The 19,914-nt window shown below is 48.3% G+C and carries 16 protein-coding genes and 1 pseudogene; 10 read left to right on the forward strand and 7 right to left on the reverse strand.

Annotation, left to right across the window (positions count from 1 at the left end; genetic code table 11):
* Window positions 1-157: 157 nt before the first annotated feature.
* The 4 genes from eutC to J2X05_RS10325 form a co-directional block, all read right to left on the reverse strand.
* Complete coding sequence (eutC, locus tag J2X05_RS10310; protein ID WP_310072123.1) at window positions 158-1,057, reverse strand: ethanolamine ammonia-lyase subunit EutC; 900 nt, start codon at window positions 1,055-1,057, stop codon at window positions 158-160.
* On the reverse strand, window positions 958-2,346 hold the full coding sequence (locus tag J2X05_RS10315; protein ID WP_310072125.1) for an ethanolamine ammonia-lyase subunit EutB: 1,389 nt from the start codon (window positions 2,344-2,346) through the stop codon (window positions 958-960). The genes eutC and J2X05_RS10315 overlap by 100 nt, the downstream gene beginning before the upstream one ends.
* Window positions 2,347-2,429: 83 nt before the next feature.
* The gene (gene eat, locus J2X05_RS10320) at window positions 2,430-3,794 is read right to left on the reverse strand and encodes an ethanolamine permease (protein ID WP_310072127.1); all 1,365 of its coding nucleotides are present in this window, start codon (window positions 3,792-3,794) and stop codon (window positions 2,430-2,432) included.
* A gap of 443 nt (window positions 3,795-4,237) precedes the next feature.
* Window positions 4,238-5,836: a protein kinase domain-containing protein gene (locus tag J2X05_RS10325; protein ID WP_310072129.1), complete on the reverse strand. Its 1,599-nt coding sequence runs from the start codon at window positions 5,834-5,836 to the stop codon at window positions 4,238-4,240.
* 136 nt (window positions 5,837-5,972) lie between these two features.
* Between J2X05_RS10325 and J2X05_RS10330 the strand changes: the two genes are divergently transcribed.
* The 3 genes from J2X05_RS10330 (at window position 5,973) to J2X05_RS10340 (ending at window position 10,255) form a co-directional block, all read left to right on the forward strand.
* Window positions 5,973-6,455: a CinA family protein gene (locus J2X05_RS10330; RefSeq protein ID WP_310072131.1), complete on the forward strand. Its 483-nt coding sequence runs from the start codon at window positions 5,973-5,975 to the stop codon at window positions 6,453-6,455.
* Between the two features lie 328 nt (window positions 6,456-6,783).
* Window positions 6,784-9,072 (forward strand): Ig-like domain-containing protein, encoded by a 2,289-nt coding sequence (locus tag J2X05_RS10335; RefSeq protein ID WP_310072133.1) that lies wholly within the window; start codon window positions 6,784-6,786, stop codon window positions 9,070-9,072.
* 76 nt (window positions 9,073-9,148) lie between these two features.
* Window positions 9,149-10,255, forward strand: coding sequence for an outer membrane beta-barrel protein (locus J2X05_RS10340; RefSeq protein WP_310072135.1), 1,107 nt, complete (start codon window positions 9,149-9,151; stop codon window positions 10,253-10,255).
* 134 nt (window positions 10,256-10,389) lie between these two features.
* Here the strand turns inward: J2X05_RS10340 and J2X05_RS10345 are convergent, their stop codons facing one another.
* The gene (locus J2X05_RS10345) at window positions 10,390-12,516 is read right to left on the reverse strand and encodes a winged helix-turn-helix domain-containing protein (protein WP_310072136.1); all 2,127 of its coding nucleotides are present in this window, start codon (window positions 12,514-12,516) and stop codon (window positions 10,390-10,392) included.
* 327 nt (window positions 12,517-12,843) lie between these two features.
* On the opposite strand from J2X05_RS10345, the gene J2X05_RS10350 reads away from it, so the two are divergent.
* Window positions 12,844-13,437 (forward strand): hypothetical protein, encoded by a 594-nt coding sequence (locus J2X05_RS10350; protein WP_310072138.1) that lies wholly within the window; start codon window positions 12,844-12,846, stop codon window positions 13,435-13,437.
* Between the two features lie 98 nt (window positions 13,438-13,535).
* Here J2X05_RS10350 and J2X05_RS10355 read toward each other — a convergent pair whose 3' ends face one another.
* Together J2X05_RS10355 and J2X05_RS10360 are read right to left on the reverse strand one after the other, a co-directional pair.
* Window positions 13,536-14,627: a CARDB domain-containing protein gene (locus J2X05_RS10355; protein ID WP_310072140.1), complete on the reverse strand. Its 1,092-nt coding sequence runs from the start codon at window positions 14,625-14,627 to the stop codon at window positions 13,536-13,538.
* Between the two features lie 16 nt (window positions 14,628-14,643).
* Window positions 14,644-15,636, reverse strand: coding sequence for a hypothetical protein (locus J2X05_RS10360; RefSeq protein ID WP_310072142.1), 993 nt, complete (start codon window positions 15,634-15,636; stop codon window positions 14,644-14,646).
* 245 nt (window positions 15,637-15,881) lie between these two features.
* Between J2X05_RS10360 and J2X05_RS10365 the strand changes: the two genes are divergently transcribed.
* The 6 genes and pseudogenes from J2X05_RS10365 to recA all read left to right on the forward strand — a co-directional run bounded on the left by J2X05_RS10365 (window position 15,882) and on the right by recA (window position 19,899).
* The gene (locus tag J2X05_RS10365) at window positions 15,882-16,328 is read left to right on the forward strand and encodes a TonB-dependent receptor domain-containing protein (protein WP_310072144.1); all 447 of its coding nucleotides are present in this window, start codon (window positions 15,882-15,884) and stop codon (window positions 16,326-16,328) included.
* 10 nt (window positions 16,329-16,338) lie between these two features.
* Window positions 16,339-17,097, forward strand: coding sequence for a hypothetical protein (locus tag J2X05_RS10370; RefSeq protein ID WP_310072146.1), 759 nt, complete (start codon window positions 16,339-16,341; stop codon window positions 17,095-17,097).
* Between the two features lie 28 nt (window positions 17,098-17,125).
* Window positions 17,126-17,203 (forward strand): annotated as a pseudogene (locus J2X05_RS10375) (thrombospondin type 3 repeat-containing protein); the annotation flags it as partial.
* A gap of 96 nt (window positions 17,204-17,299) precedes the next feature.
* Window positions 17,300-17,779 carry a hypothetical protein gene (locus J2X05_RS10380; protein ID WP_310072149.1) on the forward strand — a complete coding sequence of 160 codons (480 nt, stop codon included), beginning with the start codon at window positions 17,300-17,302 and terminating at the stop codon, window positions 17,777-17,779.
* 518 nt (window positions 17,780-18,297) lie between these two features.
* A complete protein-coding gene (locus J2X05_RS10385; RefSeq protein WP_310072150.1) occupies window positions 18,298-18,648 on the forward strand; it encodes a DUF6488 family protein in 351 nt (116 codons plus the stop codon).
* Between the two features lie 207 nt (window positions 18,649-18,855).
* On the forward strand, window positions 18,856-19,899 hold the full coding sequence (recA, locus tag J2X05_RS10390) for a recombinase RecA (protein ID WP_310072152.1): 1,044 nt from the start codon (window positions 18,856-18,858) through the stop codon (window positions 19,897-19,899).
* Window positions 19,900-19,914 lie beyond the last annotated feature (15 nt).

Below are 19,914 nucleotides of genomic sequence, written 5' to 3' on the forward strand. Positions count from 1 at the left end.
CTGTCAAGAGGAAACTGCATTCATCTAATTATATGACTAGTTCTAAACAAGATTTTTTGCCCCTTGGGGGGGGGCTATGTGGGGGTAAATACGGCGGAAGGGTTTTGTCGAGAATACTGGAGTTGATACTTAATAGAATCGAGCGACAGGTTAACGTTTATTCTTTTTCTACCAGTAACACTGGTGCAGCCGCAATAAATCCGCCGGTATCACTTTCATCTTTTAACGCAACGCCAGAGCATTGCATGCGTATTGCCGCTTCGCATAACCACAATAATTTTTTCGCAGCAGCAGCGTGAACCAAGCCTTCGGAGCGCACATTGGAAATGCAATTTCGATCGGCATCCGTGCAGCCGACTTTGGCGTTATGGGTGAGGTAAACCCCGAGGCTATCGGGCGAACTTAATCCTGGGCGCTCCCCAATCAGCATGGCCACCATGCGCGCATTTAACAATTCGCTGACCTCATCCGCCAGTGCAACCCGCGCCTGTTGGGCGATGACGATTGGGCCTAAAGTCCAATGTGGTGGAATCTGTGATTGAATTTCGGCGATAAGTTTTGCTGCCTGTTGGGTAACTGCCATAGAGGAAAGGCCATCGCCAACAACCAATAATAAATCGATTGGTTTTTCAGCATAGTGTTGCCGTGAATAATCTTTCAAAAACGAAACGCTCGTTTCATCCAGGCGCCGTCCAAAATCCGGACGTAATAAATAGCTATGCCGATCAGTTGCGCGGCTGTGAACCTGCAGTGTTTTTAAACCTTGAGCGTGCAATTGATCAGCAAGCGAATTCAAATCCAATGCAAGATGCACCGCATCGCGCGCCATGGCATGGGCGCAACTAAAATCCAACACGGCTTTAGTGGTTAAGCTGCTACCGGTGCGCCCGAGAGCGATGCGCGCGTGGGTGAATTGTTTTAAATCCTGCCAGGGATCATCAACACTAATTGGCGCTGTTACGCCAACTTGCTGGGGAATTGTTGTAAGAGTGGATGCTGTTGGCTGATGGGACGCACTTGTCCCGCTGAATCCATGATGTTCATTTTCTTGAGCCATTGTTCAAACTCCGGCGCGGCTTTTAAGCCGAGAATTTTGCGCAAATAGAGCGTGTCGTGAAACGACGTGGTTTGGTAATTCAGCATAATGTCATCGGCGCCGGGGATGCCCATTAAAAAGGTCAGCCCCGCATTGGCGAGCAGTGTCATTAATGTATCCATATCATCCTGATCGGCTTCGGCGTGATTGGTGTAACACACATCGCATCCTAAAGGCACACCCAATAATTTTCCGCAGAAATGATCTTCTAATCCCGCACGAATAATTTGTTTGCCATCGTATAAATATTCCGGGCCGATAAAACCCACAACGGTGTTGGTAAGCAGCGGTGATAAATGCCGTGCAATCGCATAAGCGCGCGCTTCGCAGGTTTGTTGGTCAACGCCGTGATTGGCATTGGCCGACAATGCCGAGCCTTGGCCCGTTTCAAAATACATCACGTTGTCGCCAATGGTGCCGCGCTTGAGTGAGCGTGCCGCGTCGCGCGCTTCTGCTAATAGCGCGATATCGATACCAAAACTTTTATTCGCCAATTCAGTGCCAGCGATAGATTGAAAAACCAAATCTACCGGTGCGCCTTTTTCAATCAACTGGATCTGGTTGGTCACATGGGTGAGGATGCAGGACTGCGTGGGGATTTCAAATTGCTGGATTACGCCATCAACTAAATGATACAGCTCCATCAGCGCCGATAAATTATCAGTCGCGGGATTAATCCCAATCACTGCATCGCCTGATCCGTACAGCAAACCATCAATTAATGACGCCGCAATGCCGCGTGGATCATCGGTCGGGTGATTAGGTTGCAAGCGCGCAGAAATATGGCCTGGCAGGCCAATAGTATTGCGAAAGCGGGTGATGACTGAACATTTTTTGGCGACCAGAATTAAATCCTGGTTGCGCATTAATTTGCTCACGGCAGCGGCCATTTCTGGTGTGATTCCGGGTGCAACGCGTGTGAGTGTTTCAGTAGTGGCGATATCGGACAGCAGCCAATTGCGAAAATCTGCAACAGTCAGGTGACTGATTTCGGCAAAGGCTTTTTTATCGTGTGTATCGATAATCAAGCGCGTGACTTCATCGCTCTCATAGGGAATTAATAATTCTTGCAGGAACTGTGCGAGCGGTACTTCAGCTAAACACATGCGCGCGGCCATGCGTTCCACATAAGTCGCTGCTGCAACGCCGGCGAGATAATCGCCGGAGCGGGCTGGTGAGGCTTTCGCCATCACCTCTTTTAAATCGCGAAACTCATAGGTCTGTAAACCCAGAGTGTGTTTGTATTGCATACTGCGACCCGTATTTATAGATGCATGTGCTTGAGCCAGATGGCTCAAGCTTAGCAGATCTTTTTTTTGCGAGCTTCAGGCTATTACACCGATGTTGCAATTGCATTATCAGAAGATGCATCGCGCTTCGCTTGGGTCATGCTGAAATACGCGAACGCCAGTGCCATCAACACCACAAAAAGTAAAGCCAGTTGTGGATTAAAATAAATCATGGTGACTAAACAAATAATCGCCAAGCCGAGCGCAATGGCAGGGAAGGCTGGGTATGCAATGGCGATAAACGGGCGATCCAGATTCGGTTCTTTTTTACGCAGTGCAAATAAGCTCATCATGGATACTATGTACATCACAATCGCACCAAACACCGCCATGGTGATCAGGTTGGCGGTGAGCGTCATACCATTAAATTGCAAGTCGTCGCTCATAATGGCGATGATACCCACCACAGCTCCAGCGATAATCGCCCTGTGCGGTGTGTTGAATTTTTCGTTCACAACTGAAAAATAGGTGGGCATATAGCCAGCGCGCGCCAGCGCAAAAATTTGGCGTGAATAACCGAGAATAATACCGTGAAAGGAAGCGACCAAACCGAATAAACCAATCCACACTAACATGTGCAACCAGTTACTGTTTTCGCCGACAATCACTTTCATTGCTTGCGGTAGAGGATCATTGATATTGGAGAGAGTACGCCAATCGCCTACGCCGCCTGCAAATACCATCACGCCCATTGCCAGCACAACCAGCGTTAAAATGCCTGCGATATAGGCGCGGGGAATAGTGCGGCGCGGATCTTTTGCTTCTTCTGCGGCCATAGCCACACCTTCAATCGCAAGGAAAAACCAGATCGCAAATGGAATCGCGGCGACTATGCCGGTGATGGCACCAGCACTGAATTCTGTTTCACCTGCCCAACCGTTGGCGACAAAATTAGAGATGGAGAATCCGGGTGCTACTACGCCCATAAATACCAGCAATTCAAAAATCGCCAGAACAACAACAAATAATTCAAAGGTTGCAGCGATGCGCACACCGACAATATTTAAACCCACAAAAATAGCGTAAGCACATATCGCAAAGGTTTTTGGATTCACCTCGGGAAATTGCACATTTAAATAAGCCCCAATCGCCATTGCAATCGCGGGTGGTGCAAATACAAATTCAATCAGCGTTGCAAAGCCTGCGACAAATGCCATCTTGGGGCCAAAGGCGCGGCGCGCGTAAGCGAAAGGCCCACCAGCGTGGGGAATTGCAGTCGATAATTCGGTGAAACTAAAAATAAACGTGGTGTACATAATCGCGATCATCACGGTAGTCACTAAAAAGCCGAGCGTGCCCGCTTTATCCCACCCGTAACTCCAGCCAAAATATTCACCAGAAATCACCAGCCCCACTGCTAGCCCCCAGAGGTGCCACGCATTTAAAGAACTCTTCAGACTTGTACTCATCGCTACGCCCTCTGTATCTGTTTATGGATTACTTTGTGGATTGTACGATCACGGATATGTCCCTGTTACGGGAACCATAGAAGGGCATTCAGCAGGATTCGTACCAGCGACATAAAAGATGAAAAAACCGCTAGCGTAAGTGTGTTGGGTTTAATTGTTGACTAGCTGCTAAGTATTTGAATAACCATTAATTAGTACAGTTTTAATACCTGCACTTTGTTGCCGTCATAAATTCTTCACAAAAAAGCTGGCCAATTGCGACAACTTTTTATGCTGCACAAGTGGTCAGGTATTTGATTGGTGAATTGATAAGTGGCACCAAAATAGCGCTTTATAGTTTGTTCGTCATACCTGCGAACGCACGTATCCAGCTTCTAATTTTATTGATGCCTCTGGATACCCGCGTTCGCGGGTATGACGATAAGTTTTATTTCGGAGAATTCCTAGATTCCCACCATTTTTTCCAACACTTGGGTTTTTTGTTCACCCTGCGCTTGGTTAAATGCCGCGCCTGCCAGTTCTGCACTGGCGATGCGTTTACGTGGGTTGAGGTGGATGATTTGCAAAATCAATCGACGTACTTTGGCCGGCGCCTTGCGTAAACGCCACGCATTTTTCCAGCCCCATAAATCAGGTACCGGCAATTTTCCGGTGAATAATTGGAACAGTATCGCGCCTAATGCGTAAACGTCAGCACCGGTGGAGGCAGGTTCATTGGCGGGTTGATACCAGTGGGTGCCATCGCCATAACTGTGCGCCGGAAAACCAAAGTCACTCAGTTTCAAATGATTTTTTTCGGCAAATAACACGTTGCTGGGGCGCAAATTACCGTGCACGATTCCGTAGGAGTGCGCGCAGGCGAGGGAGTTGCAAAGTTGTTGTGCAATGGTTAAACACTGCCCCAAGCTCAGCGATTGTGTGAGCCGCTCCTGCAAGCTGCCACCGGGTAAATATTCCATTGCGCTGATAAATACGCGTGGATTTTTTCCAGTGCCGAAAATTCGTGCGATATGTGGATGTTGCACTTGCGTTAATTTCGCCGCGTATTGCGGCGCATTGCCCAGATGATCGAGGTTTTGTTTTTTTATCACGAGAAAACGCTGGCGATTGGGATCATTAACCAAATAGGTCGCACCGAAGGGGTTTTCTTTTAATACATCGAGCAGGGTGTAATTGGGCGGAATATTATCGCGAGTGGATTCGTTGCCCCAGCGGTTACCCTGTAAATGTCGCCCCTGGGAAATCAATAATAATTGCTGGCGAATTTCATCGACACTGGTGGGGCGTTGGTTGGGGTTGGCTTCAATACAGCGATTAATCAACGGCCGCAATGCAGCGGTCATTTGGTGTTTATCTGTGAGTTGCTCTGCATAGGTTTGTTCATTAGCGAGCACAGGCACCACACCAAAAATCAATTCATGCATAAGCACGCCGAGCGAATAAATATCGCTTAGCTGATTGGTGTGCGATGTTCCATTGTGCTGCTCAGGTGCCATGTAAGCACCCGTACCCATAATCCGTTCCTGATCAGGATCTGTTGTCTCGCTGCTGGCGTTGGCGGCCCCTTTGTTCGCAGTAAAGTATCCGGCGATTCCAAAATCCACCAAATAGGCATGGCCGTCGTAATCCACCAAAATATTGGCCGGTTTGATATCGCGATGCACCACACCATTGCGATGCGCATAACCGAGTGCGCTACAGAGCTGGATTAAAATATTTAATTTTCGCGTGAGGCTAATATCTTTGCGCGGCAATACGGTTTCGAGCGAAACACTTTTCACGTAAGGCATCACAAAGTAGGGCAGTTGCTGCTCGCTAATCCCTTTGTCGATAATTTGAATAATATTCGGATGGCTAAGACGCGCCACCAATGTGGATTCCTGTTCAAACTGCTGTTGGATGATTGGATCTTGATTCAAACTTGCGTCCAACACTTTAATCGCCACCGGCCGGTCGAGCGATTTTTGTACCGCCAAATACACTTTGGCCATACCGCCCTCGCCAATCAGCGTTTTGATGTGATACCCCGGAATTGTCTGCACGCTCAATCTCTCACAAGTTATATGGCTTGGAGTATAGATCGCCCTGTCGCATGCGTTTAAAAGTTTCCCGCTGGCATCAATGCCTAAATGGCGGCACACTATCGCCATCCTATCCGCACTCAAACAGGGTCACACAATGGATGATCATCTACATCAATTAAGCCAACGTCTCGGCGAACAATTACTCCAGCGTAACTGGCGCATTGCCACTGCAGAATCCTGCACTGGCGGCGGAGTCGCCGCTGCCATCACCGCAATTTCCGGCAGCTCCGCCTGGTTTGAATACGGCATCGTCAGTTATGCGAACGCCGCAAAAGAAAAACTGCTCGGTGTATCCAGCGAAACACTCGCACGCGAAGGCGCGGTCAGCGAAGCCGTAGTCATCGAAATGGCGCGCGGTGTACTCGCATTGTCGGGCGCTGATATTGCGGTTGCGATTAGCGGTGTTGCGGGGCCAAGCGGTGGTTCGCCTGAGAAACCGGTTGGCACTGTTTGGTTTGCCTGGGTTACTGCAACGGGTGAAATTAAAACGGAGTTAAAACATTTTGATGGGGATAGGGCGGAGGTGCAAAAACAGGCAGTGGTTTTGGCGTTGGAGGGTGTGATGATTTTGGTTTAGTTCATTTTGAAAAAACATATTCAATTTCAGGGGTGTGATTATCGAATTTATCTTTCTGGTATTTCCAACTTATTTTTCACCTCATCCCATTGTTCATAGTTAGAGTTTGAAATCCATTCCCAACCCGCTAGGTGCGCCGGCGAACAGACATAAAAAATTTCCCTCTGTAGCATCTGCTTAATTATTGCGTTGTTGGCTGTCAATCACGCGATCCCTCTCATTTATTTTTCACGCACGATTTTCCCATCAATCGCTCATTCGGCGACAGTTTTGTATAAACGGTCGTGAATCGGTTCAGCACTAAAAATCATAACCAGGACGGCAAAAAATGAACATATTAAAGAACGACTCTATGCGACTTAAATGGATGATCCCGCTATGCGCCATTACCTTAATGACCGCTTGTGGCGGTAAGGATGATGTATTGGGATCTAGCGCCAACGCGGCACTTGCGCCTTCAGTCACCACAGTAACTCCCGCCGCAAATGCCAACGATGTATTGGTATATGACCCGATGATTACCGCCACATTTAACGAAGCGGTGGCGGTTGTCGGTGGTGGAGCGAGTGTAGTGGTGACCTGCGCTTCGCCCTGTACTAATCCGGTGGGAGCGGTGAGCATTGATAGCACTAACCGCATCGCAACTTTCACTCCCGTCGCCGATTTAATGGGCATGACCCAGTACACAGTAACTATCACCGGTGCTAAAAGTCTTGCTACCGGTCTTACGCTTAAAAGCCCCCACAGCTGGAATTTTACGACTGGTGCTGCATCGACCGCCGTTACGGTAACAGCTGTTGCACCTGGCGCGAATAGCGCGGGTGTATCAATCAATAACACGATTATCAGTGCCGACTTCAGTGAAGCCATTGCATCAGTTACGAACGCAAATTTTATGGTGACCTGCGCCGCACCTTGTGTCAGCCCAACCGGCTCAGTTTCGCGTGACCCGACCAATCGCGTCGCCACTTTTACGCTTACGCCGGGAATGCAGCTTGAGCCTATGACGGTTTATACCGCGAGTGTGAGTGGTGTTAGTAGTCTTGTGACCGGTGCGCTTTTGGCGTCGCCTTTTGTATGGACTTTTACAACAGGGAGCACTGCTGATACGACTCGTCCGCGCGTTACCTTCACGGTGCCTGCAACGACATCGCCTGGTCCTACCACCGGTGTGCCCACCAACATGGCCATCAATGCGGTGTTTTCAGAAAACATGGCGCCAGCGAGTATTTCTTCAACCAGTTTTAGCCTTACCTGCGTTGCGCCCTGCGTTAATCCTGCTGGTAACCTGAGTTATTCCGTGGGTACCAAAACGATGGTGTTTGCACCAGCGATGGCACTTATGACGAACACCACTTACACCGCGCAAATCACCAGCGTGGCGACTGATCTGGCCGGAAACGCATTAGCGGGCAATCAAGCTGCTTTACCGGCGGCGAGCAATTATGTGTGGATGTTTACGACCTCTGCCGAAGCAACTGCGGCAGGGAAGGTATCCGTCACCAATACTAATCCCGCCGACAATGCCGGAAATGTGTGCCCCGACGCAGCTATCAACGCTACGTTTATGGTTCCGTCCGGCGTGCGCATGAATCCCATCAGTGTCAACTCATCGACCTTTACGGTTACCGAAGCGACAGTCGCCAAGACGCCAGTGATTGCAACGGCCGTAGTTGTTGATGCAGCAACTGGTCGCATCGCCAGTTTTGATCCGCTAAACGATCTCGTTCCCGGCGTTACCTACACCGCGACATTGAAAGGTGGCGCGAATGGTGTGACAGATTTGGCCATTCCTGCCAACGCCATGACCAATGACTACAGCTGGGATTTTACTGCCGTGGATTGCTCGACCATCCCCCCGGTAATCATTCCATTAGGCTCAATAGCTACTTTTGGTACTTTTGGCGGCTCGGCTGGTACTACCAATCAGGGCATTCTGACCATTATTAACGGCGATATAGGTACCACTGCCGTGTCTACCGCGGTAACGGGTTTTCACGATAACGGCGTTGGTTGCACCTACACCGAAACGGATCTGAATATCGGCACTGTTAATGGAAAAATTTACACCTCCGCACCACCACCGACAGTTGCCTGCCCGACGGAAGGCACTGCAGTCACAGCGTTAATAGCAGAAGAAGCGCGTGCTGATGCATTGATCGCCTACAACGCTCTCGTCGCCCAACCGGGCGGTCCAGACCAAGGTGCGGGCAACCTCGCCAATCTGGTGTTAGTACCTGGTGTTTATACCGCCGCTGCGGGTTCATTTATGGTGGAGGGTGGTGACTTAACTCTCGATGCACAAGGCGATACCAATGCGACCTGGGTATTTCAAATGGCCAGCACCCTTAGGGTCGGTGGCCCCGGCGCTGCTGCACCGCAAAGCATCTTGCTGGTGAATGGCGCGCAAGCGAAGAACGTGTTCTGGCAAGTGGGAACCGCAGCAACTATCAACGCCGCTGGTGGTGGAACCATGGTCGGTACCGTTATTTCACAAGCAGGCGCTGCGATTTCTACCGACGGTAATGTTGCAGTCGTCACCATCAATGGTCGGGTCATTTCGTTGAATGCGTCAGTGACGATGGTCAACACGATCATCAATGTACCTAATCCGTAGTCGATCAGTAATTGGCGTCGGTAAGTGCCGTGCACTACCGACTTCATAGAGTCATTAAATTGTTGAGGAATAACCTATGAAATTTATTAAAGCGTCAGGGATGTTGGGTCTGATATCACTTACGGCAATCATTAGCTCCGTTACTCAAGCAGACGATGCGGGTTGGTATATGGGAGCTAACATCGGCCAGTCGACTGCTGACATCGACAATGATCGAATCACCGGGAATTTGTTAGACGGTGGTTTCTCTGAAATCATGATTGAGAATGATGACCGCGATACCGGCTACAAGTTGTTTGGTGGTTATCAACTCAATCGCAATTTCGCATTGGAAGGCGGCTATTTCGATTTGGGTGAATTCAGCTATACCGCGACCACAATGCCAGCGGGGACTTTGGACGGTCACATGAAACTCCGCGGCATTAATCTCGACTTGCTAGGGTTTATTCCATTCAGCGAAAAGTTTTCTGCATTCGGTAGGGTAGGTGCTAATTATGCCGAAGCTAAAGACCACTTCAGTGGAACGGGAGCGGTAAATGTACTCAGCCCACGCGCGGATGAACGTGATACCAATTTAAAATTGGGTGCTGGTGTGCAATATGTATTCACCGATGCACTTGCAATGCGCATCGAAGCTGAACGTTATCGCATTAACGACGCTGTAGGTAATAAAGGCGATATTGATTTGGTGTCGATCGGTTTGGTTTATCGCTTTGGCGTAAAATCAGCGCCGATTGCTGTAGTGCAAAAACCGGAACCTGTTCGTACACCGGTTGCGCCGACACCGCCTGCTCCGCGCACAGAAAAATATACCTTGTCGGCAAATGAATTATTTACCTTCGATAGTTCAGCGGTGCGTCAACCGCAAGCAAAACTCGATGAAATCGCGACTGCATTAAAAGGAGATGGATCACCGGATGAAATTGTTATCGTCGGCTATACAGATCGTTTGGGTTCCGATGATTACAATCAAAAGTTGTCTGAGCGCCGTGCAATTGCGGTTAAAGATTACTTGATGAACAAAGGCATAGAATCGAGCCGTCTGCGTGCAGAAGGCCGTGGTGAAGCTGATCCGGTAGTGATGTGTGATGAACAAAACAAAGCGGCGCTGATTAGTTGCTTAAGTCCGAATCGCCGCGTAGAAATTGAAAAAATGACTATCGTGCGTGAAGTAACTCCCTAGCGGAAATCTGCTGTCTACTATTAAGTAACAGCTGATAGGAAAATAAAAAACCACCGACATAATCCAATTGTCGGCGGTTTTTTAATGTTTATTAGTTAGTGATTTACACACTATCCATCCTTTGGAAATATCCATTACTTCAGCAACACAATATTTGCCTCTGGCAAATAACACTCTGTTTGCAGCAAACCTTTATCGATATTGAACGACGTGGTCGAGACGGCACTACTTTCCTGTATTAAAAAAGTCGATTTGCTGGCTGCTGCATAATCCAGGTAGTAGATATCGGATTCCTGGCAAACTCCACCACTCATGAAATAAATGCCTTTGTTGCCGGCTTTAAGCAATTTGCTGTATTCATCGAGGTTAGCGGTTACGCGTTCAAGTGTGTCATTTTTGCCGCGCAACGCCCACAGGCCGTTTTCGCTAACGTATTGGAAATAAATATCCCCACCGTATTCGATTGCCGAGCCCACAGCGCCAAAAGTGAGCTGCTTCCACTGTTCGCCTTCAATGCGCCAGAGGTTTCTGATTTCGCCGTTGTGCTTGAGTGCAAAAAGCCGATTGATTGTGGGGAAGTAGGCGATAGGTTCGATAGTATCGGTGCCGCTTAGTAATAATGCCGTTTTATGGGTAAGCAGGTTGTGATGATAAATCTGGTTATCGGCGTTGAAGACAATGTGCTCGCCATCATCAGACCAAATAATACTATCGACTTTTTTCGGCGCAGGCTGAGTGGTGAGTTGGCGTTCTTGCCCATTCTCCACTAACCATAAATGGATTTGATTGTTGCGCACCGAGGCATAGACAACTTTTTCACCATTGGGGGAAAAGCTGGCTGCATAATTAAAGTCAGTATTTTCAGTGAGCCGGGTTTTGGCTCCGTCGAGTGCGACCAATAAAATATTGGAGCTGCGTTTTTCTTCCGTATAAAAGATGCCATTGCCATCAGCGCTGTAATGTGGGCGCGAGAAAATTTTGTCTTTGTTATCCGCTAATGGAATGGGGGTTTGTTTTCCATCCAAATATACCGCGATTAGTTTCCGTTCCTCTTCGGCATATATCAGTACTCCACTACCATCGGGGATCCAGGTGATATCCGCTGCGGTAACCTCTAACTTCACGCGACTGATACGCTCTTGTTGCGCGTTTAGAAAATCGATCTGGATTTTGTTTTTATACCTGCTGGCAATTGCCGTCTTTTGATTGAGCACAGCGCTGGCAACCGGGTTAGCGGCGCCTTCAACTTCATCCAACAATGCTAATTGCTGATCTAGAATGGAATAGCGGTAGCGGCCATTGCCGGAGTTGGGGCCTTGTTTGGCCACAATCTCCAGCGTATTTTCATCCCACCAGGTCACACTGAAAATTTGCCCTTGCCATTGGCTAAGTTGCTGCTTCTCTAATAGTCGCTCTTGTGTAAGGTCCAGAGTGAAAATATGAAAAGAATAAAGGTAATTGGATGGTTGATAAAATTGTGTTCCCAGTGGCAAGCCGTCGCGGCGTTTTACTTCAATCGCTACCAAATTATTACCGGTCGGTGACCAAGCCAGCTTGAACCAATTGCCATTACTATTGGCAATACGCCAGTCTTGACCTTCCGCATTGCGGATCACAATTTCGCTTTCGGTTTCAGTCAGCTTATCAGTAAGTAATTTTTCGCGGATATAGGCGAGATGTCGATTATCCGGGTGCGGCGTCGCGCTGCGCTCATGTCCTGTCTCGTTAGTGTAGCCCTGGGTTGTGTGGAAATCCGTTTGGTGGTTGTGCGGTAGGTAAAGGGTATTCCAGTTGATCGTCTTATAGAGTATTGCGATCGCCACCAGCACGACTAATGCCGCGCCGGCAACACGCCACTGCCACAGGTTGTGTGTGTTACTTGCCTGTGTTGCAACTGCACTGGGTTCATTTGTCGTATCGGTTAAAGCATGAGCAAGAAACTGCGGCTCTACCATCAATTGATAGCCGCGCTTTGAATAATGGGCAATCAATTCCTGATCACCAATCAGCTCGCACAATGCACTACGCAGCGCGTTAATACTTTTTTGCACTGAACCATGGGTGACGACGCGGCCTTCCCATAACTGTTCAATCAGTTCTTCATTACTGATCACACGGCTTTGGTTGCGTGCGAGGTAATGTAATACCTCCATCGCTTTGGGTTGTAGTTTGATGCTTTGGTTGTGTGCCCAAAGTGTGTTGTGTGAAGGCGATACTTTCACTTCGCCCAGCATAAAGCTGGTCTCTTGATGGGCGTTCATAGCAGTCCGGAACCTGTTGCAGTCAGCATGGTTAACCCTTTTCTGGTAAGTTTTTCTTATTAGTCTGCTTGCGGCGCAGTGTATTCGGTAAGCTGCGGCATGGGTGTAATTTTGCAAGATATGAACGGGTGAATACAAGTAATGTGCGTGTTTGGATAAATTCTATCTTATTGATTTTTAAATAGAAAAATTTGGTAAGCAAAAGGTAAGCGCGAAGTTTTTGTATGGTCAGTGTTTTCATCGCTATTTGCAATATATTCAATTCACACACATCCTCTGCTGTATCGATGAGTGTCCTCTTACATCACAACCGCAAAAGGTAAGGTTATGAAACTTTCATTCATTAAGTCCTCACAAATAAAAATGTCACTGCTCATGCCTGCGCTTCTTCTCTGTCCGCTGCTTTCCTTCGCTGCGCCTGAGTCAGCTCCGGGTGATGCCAAGGCTCCGCTGGTCTACATCAACCAAAACATCGGCTTTAATGTGAAGGGCTACAACTATAAGCAGTCAGAGTTTCCCTGCAATATCGATAAGGTACTGGTGAAAAATCTTGTCGAGCAAGCCAAAAGCGATGGCATACAGCTTGAGCCTGTGGGCACTGCGGACAAAATTCTCAATGGCGTGATCCCGGTGGTGGCCATCGACATTGAAAAGCTGGTGTTGGGAAATGAAGAGCGTCAATTCGGTACCAAGCAAAGTAACCCGCTTCCCAAGGTGCAGGTTACTGTTGCCTTGATCAAAGGTAAGAATGATATGGTCACTGCCAAACACACTTGCGCCATCATGACGCTTAATGAATTTACTCCATCGACCAACGTATTGGACTTGGGAACCGGAACGACTGTCTGCTCCGCAACGCGTAAATGCTTAAAGGATTTGAGTAAAGATGTAGTGGCCTGGGTGTCGCCCCAGATTAAGTAAGTAGTAAATTCAGGCGTTGCTGATAAACAAAAACCCACCAGAACAATTCAGTTCTGGCGGGTTTTCTACGCATGATAAACCATAAAAGTAGCAGTGGTTTATTGAATCCGAATAGGAATATAAGCCATGTTGTTATCGCCATTGGTTTCGGATATGTCATTGTTCTCGTCGATGATAATCCCGATCCAATAATTTTGCCCCACCGTTAAATCGCTCGGAATAAATACCGGGATAGTTGTGGTGTGTACATCATCCGGGCTGAGGGAGCCGAATGTGCCACCGCCAAGCCGTCTATCGCCCGTGCTGATGAAATCATTGTTGGAGACATAAATTCCGAAGCTGATGTTGCTTTGCGTGGTTTTACCATTATTTTCCAGTGTAAATTCCGGGCGCACAGTAGTGCCACGGGTTACGCGGAAGCCAGGTTCACCCGCAATGGTGATGCCGGTTAAGGTCGCGGTATTGGCACTGTTGCGCACTCTTACACGGTCATGGCTGGAATACTCACCATCGGCACCGGTACGGCGCCAGTGGGCTACAGACACATCGTTGAAAGTACTGCTTTGGTTACCGTACAAAACGCGTGAGCCGTGCGATGCATCTTCACCAAAATAAATATTCGCCGTGGTGCCATTGGTGTGGTGGTGACGCCATGAATCGCCCATCACGTTGTATTCCCAATTCACGTGCATCAAACCGAGGAAGTGTCCGGCTTCGTGCGTGATGACCGAATCAATCGGGCGTGCTGAACCTGTATAGGTGAAGTTGGATGATTTTGCGGTAGAACTGGTCCAGGTACGATCCGAATCCAACACAATATCTACTTCATCCAAACCATAGTGCCAACCAAAAAACCAATAACAGTGGTAATTCATTTGCGCTACGCCCGGTGGCGAAATACTGTTTGCGTAAATTTCATTTTGGCCGTTGCCCCGGCTGACACCGCCGGTTTCAGTTGTCGCATTCACAACAAAAGGTGATGGGTTGGCATTGGTAGCATTAATGCCGCGTTGCACTGCGGTTAAGTTGCTGCCGTTAAAACTAATGGTGTTGATCCGCGCACTAGTTGAGTTGCCACCCCAGCGCAATTTTTTACCGCTATCGCCATCGCACTCCAGCCAGGATGCGCTCAGTGCGGGTTGTGCGAGCAATACAATTAATGAGCTGATTAATAAATTAAACCGTAACATGATATGTCTCCCTATATTACTTAACGGTTAGTGGTGAAGTTGTGGCAGTCTTGCGCACAAGGTTTTCCGTTTGACCACGGAATTTCAATTCTTCATCGCTAGGTTTTGGCTCGGTGATAGCCACTTCTTTTACTGCGGCAGCCACCGGAGGCTTAACAGTAAAGGCGAGTTTCGGATTGGCCGGTACAACGCGTTGTTCGGGCTGGCCCAGCTCTGCGTTGAAGTGTTCGATCAATGCAAAAAACTCATCTGTGATTAGCGGTTCGCGATATTTTTTCATCACCTCTGCAGGCGCTTCGCCTGAGTAATCATCTGCTTTGGTAATGCCTTCAACATTCATGTTGATGCGATATAAAGCCGGTGCTTCTGCTTCATATTTTTTGCGCAGTTCTTCCAATCCTTTGCTATCAATTTGATTCGCAGCAATCCAACGCGCGGCGTCGGGTTGTTTGATCACTTTATCGAATGCAGGGCGGGGCATTTCCATGGTGTTGACTTCAAAACGCGGTTTGCCGCCAAATTCCAACGATTTTTCTGCGCCTACCAGCGGCACACCAAAGCCACTGTAGATGCGGTCTTCAATGACGCGGAAGCGGCCTTCTACACAATTCACCAATTGGCAATCGCCAGGTTCACCACCGGGAATAAACAATACATCGGCTTCGCCGCGTGCAAATGTGGGTGCAGTAGTTTCGGTGTAAGCACCACCACTGCCATCGGCACCTCCGGGAACGCGCAGGGTAATTTTTTCCGGCAGATAACCGCGAAATACTTTACCTATCTCGTAGGTCACAAATGTGTGTGGAACACCTTTGGGTTCTTCGCGGGTTGGTTCGGAATTGCGGTACTGGATATCAACGACTTTGCCATAAGCGACTGCAGCGCTCTGCGCCATCAATTCGCGCAGACCACCGGCATCTGCATCGGCAGCGCTGTGGGCCATCAGGGTTTGGCTGGAGAGAAACAGGGAACAGGCTGTTGCCAGCCCCAAAAACAATTGCGGCTTCATGACGAAACTCCTTCTAGTGATTAACAACACGGCTTGGTTACAGGGTGCAATCAAGCTCTGCTAAAGAACATTCAGAATCCTTAATGTTCTAGTCGCCAGAGTAGGGGGAGTTGCGGGCGTGGGCGAGGAAATATTCCTCTTGGGATTTGGGCATTATTTCACAGCAAGCCTGAAATCCTGGCTCAGGCAATGGCTGTTGTTTTGCACGATAGGCTTGATGACAGCATAATGCAAATGATACTCTAATGATAATTATTATCAATTGGTGGTTGATTCTGATTGTTATACGTTTTCTTATCATAGAAGAGTATCTATCGATGCAGCAAAAGGCTAATCGCGTTACCCCTTTCCGAAAACTGTGCTCGTTTCAAGGGCGCGTCCTTAATGAAGCTACACCTGAGCACATCGCACGTTTGTTTGCGACTTATCAATGTCTCAATGAGTTAACCATTGGTGGTGGAGTTAATTATCAAAGTGTGTGGAGCGCGAGTCGCTACAGTGCTGTGTCTGCGCGTCAGGATGATTATTTATTAGTGAATCTGATGGCGAGCTATCCGATTAACGACACTTTCACTGTTGCTGTGAACGCCGACAATGCGCTGGATAAAAAGTGTTACTCATATTTATCCGCCGTCTCCAATCGCTGCGGTGAGCCGCGCAATATGCGTATTACCTTACGGGCGAATTTTTAAATGGTGCCTTATGGTCAGTACAGAAATGATGGCATTGAATGCGCGCGCCGATGCGGTTCAATTTTGGCCTGAAATGTATTTTTATGATCGAGCGGCGATTGTGTTGAGCCGTTTATTAAATATCGATGCGGGTGTGCGCTTTTGTCCGTTGGATGAACGCCGCTATTTGCGTGCGAATCATTGGCTGGATCAGCGCTGCCTCGCATTTTTTAATCAGCACCCCAAAGGATTGGGCGTTGAGTGCGGTGCTGGTTTGAGTACGCGTTTTCATCGGCTCAGTGAGCGGCATGATTGGCCCCAATTTTCCTGGGTTGATATCGATAGTGAAGAGAGTATTGCGCTCAAATCCAAAGTAATGCCAGCGATTGATAATTACCGGTTAATTGCCAGCGACCAACAGGTTGAAGAGCTTGTCAATGCAATCTATTGGGATAGATCAACCCCGCTGATGATTGTTATTGATGGCCTCTCACATGGAGTGGATGCTGAATGGTTAAAATCCTTAATGCAAATTTTGCTGACGCAGCGCTGTGGAAATACGCCAATCCGGATTTTTGTGATACTTGAAGCATCGCCAACCTGGTATGAAAAAATATTCAGTCGGATGGGGTTGCCTGCTTTAGGGCGATGGCAGTCGGCGTTTTCAAGCTTGGGAGGTGATATTCATTCAATTAAATATTTTGGTAAAAATACCCAGAACAATAAAGAGATGGTAATGGGGTTGGTGCTCAGTTACCGATGTTTCCGACAATTGCCCAAGCGTCGCTAACACCAACCAACTCAATACCGATGGCGATGGGACCGGTGACGTATGCGATAGTGATATCGACAATGATGGCGTTCTTAACGGAGTCGATAATTGCCCTAGCGTTGCCAATCTCGCCCAGGGTGATATCGACGGCGATGGAATCGGTGATAGTTGCGATGCCACTGAAAATATCGCCTGTGGTCCCACCGCATTATTTAAACCCATGAATCAAGCTGATGTTACTATTTCGTCGGGGGCACGCGGTGTGTTGTGCGTTGGCTGCGGTGTGTTGAATGCAAATAATATTATCGATTCCAGCCTCACCAACGCGGGCACGCTGGTAACCCTGGTCGGCACCGCAGCAGAAGTCTACGCCCGCGCAACCCATGGCCCCGCAACGACTTACACCGGCAGCAAAAGAGTTGGCGTTATAGTTTCAGCTCCTGTTGGTTTGCTGGATTTGTCGATTCTGGGAAAAATCAGAATCACTACACTCAATAACGGTACCCAACAACAAACCTTCGGTTTGGGTAGTGCGGTAAGTCTGCAATTGTTGGGGGTGTTTAACGAGCCGGGCAAATATCTATTATTAGTCAATACCAGCAATAATTTTGATTCAGTAGAAATCAGCCAGGGCGCGGTAGTCGGCGCGCTCAATTCACTTGACGTGTATGCCATGTGCGTAGCGCCGCCGCCATTATAATCGTTCCTCGGGGTATTTACTTTTCGTCCCAATAAGAGCAAGTCCCGCACCATTCTGGATTTGCACAATCTCACCGGCGTGGTGGCTTTGCCGATCTATGCCAGCAGTGGTTGTCCATATCAATGAATTTCTTACCGGTTTGCATTTGCAGCATTTTCGCCATTGGCTGCAGCGCTGGTTGTAGGTGTTTGGTGTTTTGGCCGGCTGAGTATGTATCGCCACCGGCTTTATCTTTTTTGTGAAAAAGCGCAAGCGCCAACACGCCAAAGAGCAAAGCAAAGGTGCTCGGGTAGTGGATGCACTCGCGGTTACAGCTGTGACCGGAATGCTGATCGCCAACCGATTATTCCCCAACACCTTTCCAACAGGTTGGCCTGGTGTCCGCGCTTGCTCACTTACCACGTTAGTTGGGCGGCACCGGCGAACTAATCGCCGGTGCCATTCCGCCTCGTGCAATTGTTGATATAGTTGCCAGGCTTGAATATTTCGTTTTTTTAACCCTCACAGGAAACGGCTTGATGAAAACGTTGATCTCCTTTTTATTGGTTGGTGTGTTATGCAATATTCCAGTGGCAATGGCGCATGAAGGCCATGATCACAGTTTCATTACCGAACCCGCTGCCATTATTGTTGGAAAGGATTATTCAGTGCAGTTAACTCAGGAAGATGGTGGGTTTGGTTTCGGTAAGCTTCCTGAAAGCTGGCGTAACGTACCTGCCAAAAATGCAAAGCTGCACAGGAAAGGTGATGGCTACTGCATAGTTGCTGTCACTAACGACATTGAGCAAAAGACCTTGTATGTGCTGATGACATCCAATGGCGACGTGTCCAATGCGAACTTTACCGGCGAGTTCAAAGGCCTGGAGTAATAAGCATTGACTCAAAAGTACTGTATAAAAGGCTAGTACTGTTTGCGCATACAGTTTTTTGCTGTATGCTATCCCCAATGGTGTGATCTTGAATCTACCTGGTTGCAAAAAGAGCGACCCTAAAGAGCTGCCGGATAGAGTGGTTCAACAGATTTCATAGTAATTTCATAACAACGTGTTTCATTATTTTTTATGTTGAGGTGTCAGATGGATGCGAATAAAGAGAAGGCGCTGCAGGCCGCATTGAGCCAAATCGAACGTCAATTTGGTAAAGGTACCGTGATGCGTATGGGCGACAAAGAGCAAGTCGCCATTCCTGCAATTTCTACCGGTTCCCTTGGGCTTGATGTGGCGCTGGGGATTGGCGGCTTACCTAAAGGCCGGATTATTGAAATCTACGGCCCTGAATCTTCCGGCAAAACAACCCTGACGCTGCAAGTTATTGCTGAGGCCCAGCGCGCCGGCGGTACTTGTGCGTTTATCGATGCCGAACATGCGCTCGATCCTATTTATGCATCCAAGCTCGGCGTCAATGTCGAAGACTTGATTATCTCCCAGCCGGATACCGGCGAGCAGGCCTTGGAAGTCACCGATATGCTGGTGCGCTCTGGCGCGGTTGATGTATTGGTGGTCGATTCGGTTGCTGCTTTGACACCTCGCGCAGAAATCGAAGGCGAAATGGGTGATCACCATGTGGGTCTGCAGGCACGTTTGATGTCGCAAGCGTTGCGCAAAATTACCGGTAATATCAAAAACGCCAACTGCCTGGTGATTTTTATCAATCAGATCCGTATGAAAATCGGTGTTATGTTCGGTAACCCTGAAACCACTACGGGTGGTAATGCGTTGAAATTCTATGCATCTGTGCGTTTGGATATCCGCCGTATAGGTGCCGTGAAAGAGGGTGAAGAAGTCATCGGTTCAGAAACCCGTGTAAAAGTGGTGAAGAACAAGGTTGCACCACCATTTAAACAAGCTGAATTCCAGATCCTTTATGGCTCGGGAATTAACCGCATGGGCGAAATTGTTGATTATGGCGTTAAGCTGGGTTTAATCGATAAGGCCGGAGCTTGGTACAGTTATCAGGGTAACAAGATTGGTCAAGGTAAAAACAATGTGATGAAGTTTTTACAGGAAAATCCGGTTATTTCCAAAGAGCTTGAGCACAAAGTCAGAACGGAACTCCTGGCTACCCCGGCACTCTCATTAAGTCCAGGTGGTAGTGAAGTGACTGACGATGTGGAAATGTAAGTACCTGTAGGGCTG

Origin of the sequence: Cellvibrio fibrivorans, assembly GCF_031457055.1 — a bacterium.
Classification (GTDB): Bacteria; Pseudomonadota; Gammaproteobacteria; order Pseudomonadales; family Cellvibrionaceae; genus Cellvibrio; species Cellvibrio fibrivorans.

Bases quoted from the DNA above. Each gene is read 5' to 3' on its own strand.
- J2X05_RS10355 (WP_310072140.1), bottom strand. From the start codon at position 14,627: ATGTTACGGTTTAATTTATTAATCAGCTCATTAATTGTATTGCTCGCA.
- J2X05_RS10345 (WP_310072136.1), bottom strand. From the start codon at position 12,516: ATGAACGCCCATCAAGAGACCAGCTTTATGCTGGGCGAAGTGAAAGTA.
- J2X05_RS10370 (WP_310072146.1), top strand. From the start codon at position 16,339: ATGGTCAGTACAGAAATGATGGCATTGAATGCGCGCGCCGATGCGGTT.
- J2X05_RS10315 (WP_310072125.1), bottom strand. From the start codon at position 2,346: ATGCAATACAAACACACTCTGGGTTTACAGACCTATGAGTTTCGCGAT.
- J2X05_RS10365 (WP_310072144.1), top strand. From the start codon at position 15,882: ATGATAATTATTATCAATTGGTGGTTGATTCTGATTGTTATACGTTTT.
- J2X05_RS10340 (WP_310072135.1), top strand. From the start codon at position 9,149: ATGAAATTTATTAAAGCGTCAGGGATGTTGGGTCTGATATCACTTACG.
- eutC (WP_310072123.1), bottom strand. From the start codon at position 1,057: ATGGCTCAAGAAAATGAACATCATGGATTCAGCGGGACAAGTGCGTCC.
- eat (WP_310072127.1), bottom strand. From the start codon at position 3,794: ATGAGTACAAGTCTGAAGAGTTCTTTAAATGCGTGGCACCTCTGGGGG.
- J2X05_RS10380 (WP_310072149.1), top strand. From the start codon at position 17,300: ATGAATCAAGCTGATGTTACTATTTCGTCGGGGGCACGCGGTGTGTTG.
- J2X05_RS10335 (WP_310072133.1), top strand. From the start codon at position 6,784: ATGAACATATTAAAGAACGACTCTATGCGACTTAAATGGATGATCCCG.
- J2X05_RS10360 (WP_310072142.1), bottom strand. From the start codon at position 15,636: ATGAAGCCGCAATTGTTTTTGGGGCTGGCAACAGCCTGTTCCCTGTTT.
- recA (WP_310072152.1), top strand. From the start codon at position 18,856: ATGGATGCGAATAAAGAGAAGGCGCTGCAGGCCGCATTGAGCCAAATC.
- J2X05_RS10385 (WP_310072150.1), top strand. From the start codon at position 18,298: ATGAAAACGTTGATCTCCTTTTTATTGGTTGGTGTGTTATGCAATATT.
- J2X05_RS10330 (WP_310072131.1), top strand. From the start codon at position 5,973: ATGGATGATCATCTACATCAATTAAGCCAACGTCTCGGCGAACAATTA.
- J2X05_RS10350 (WP_310072138.1), top strand. From the start codon at position 12,844: ATGAAACTTTCATTCATTAAGTCCTCACAAATAAAAATGTCACTGCTC.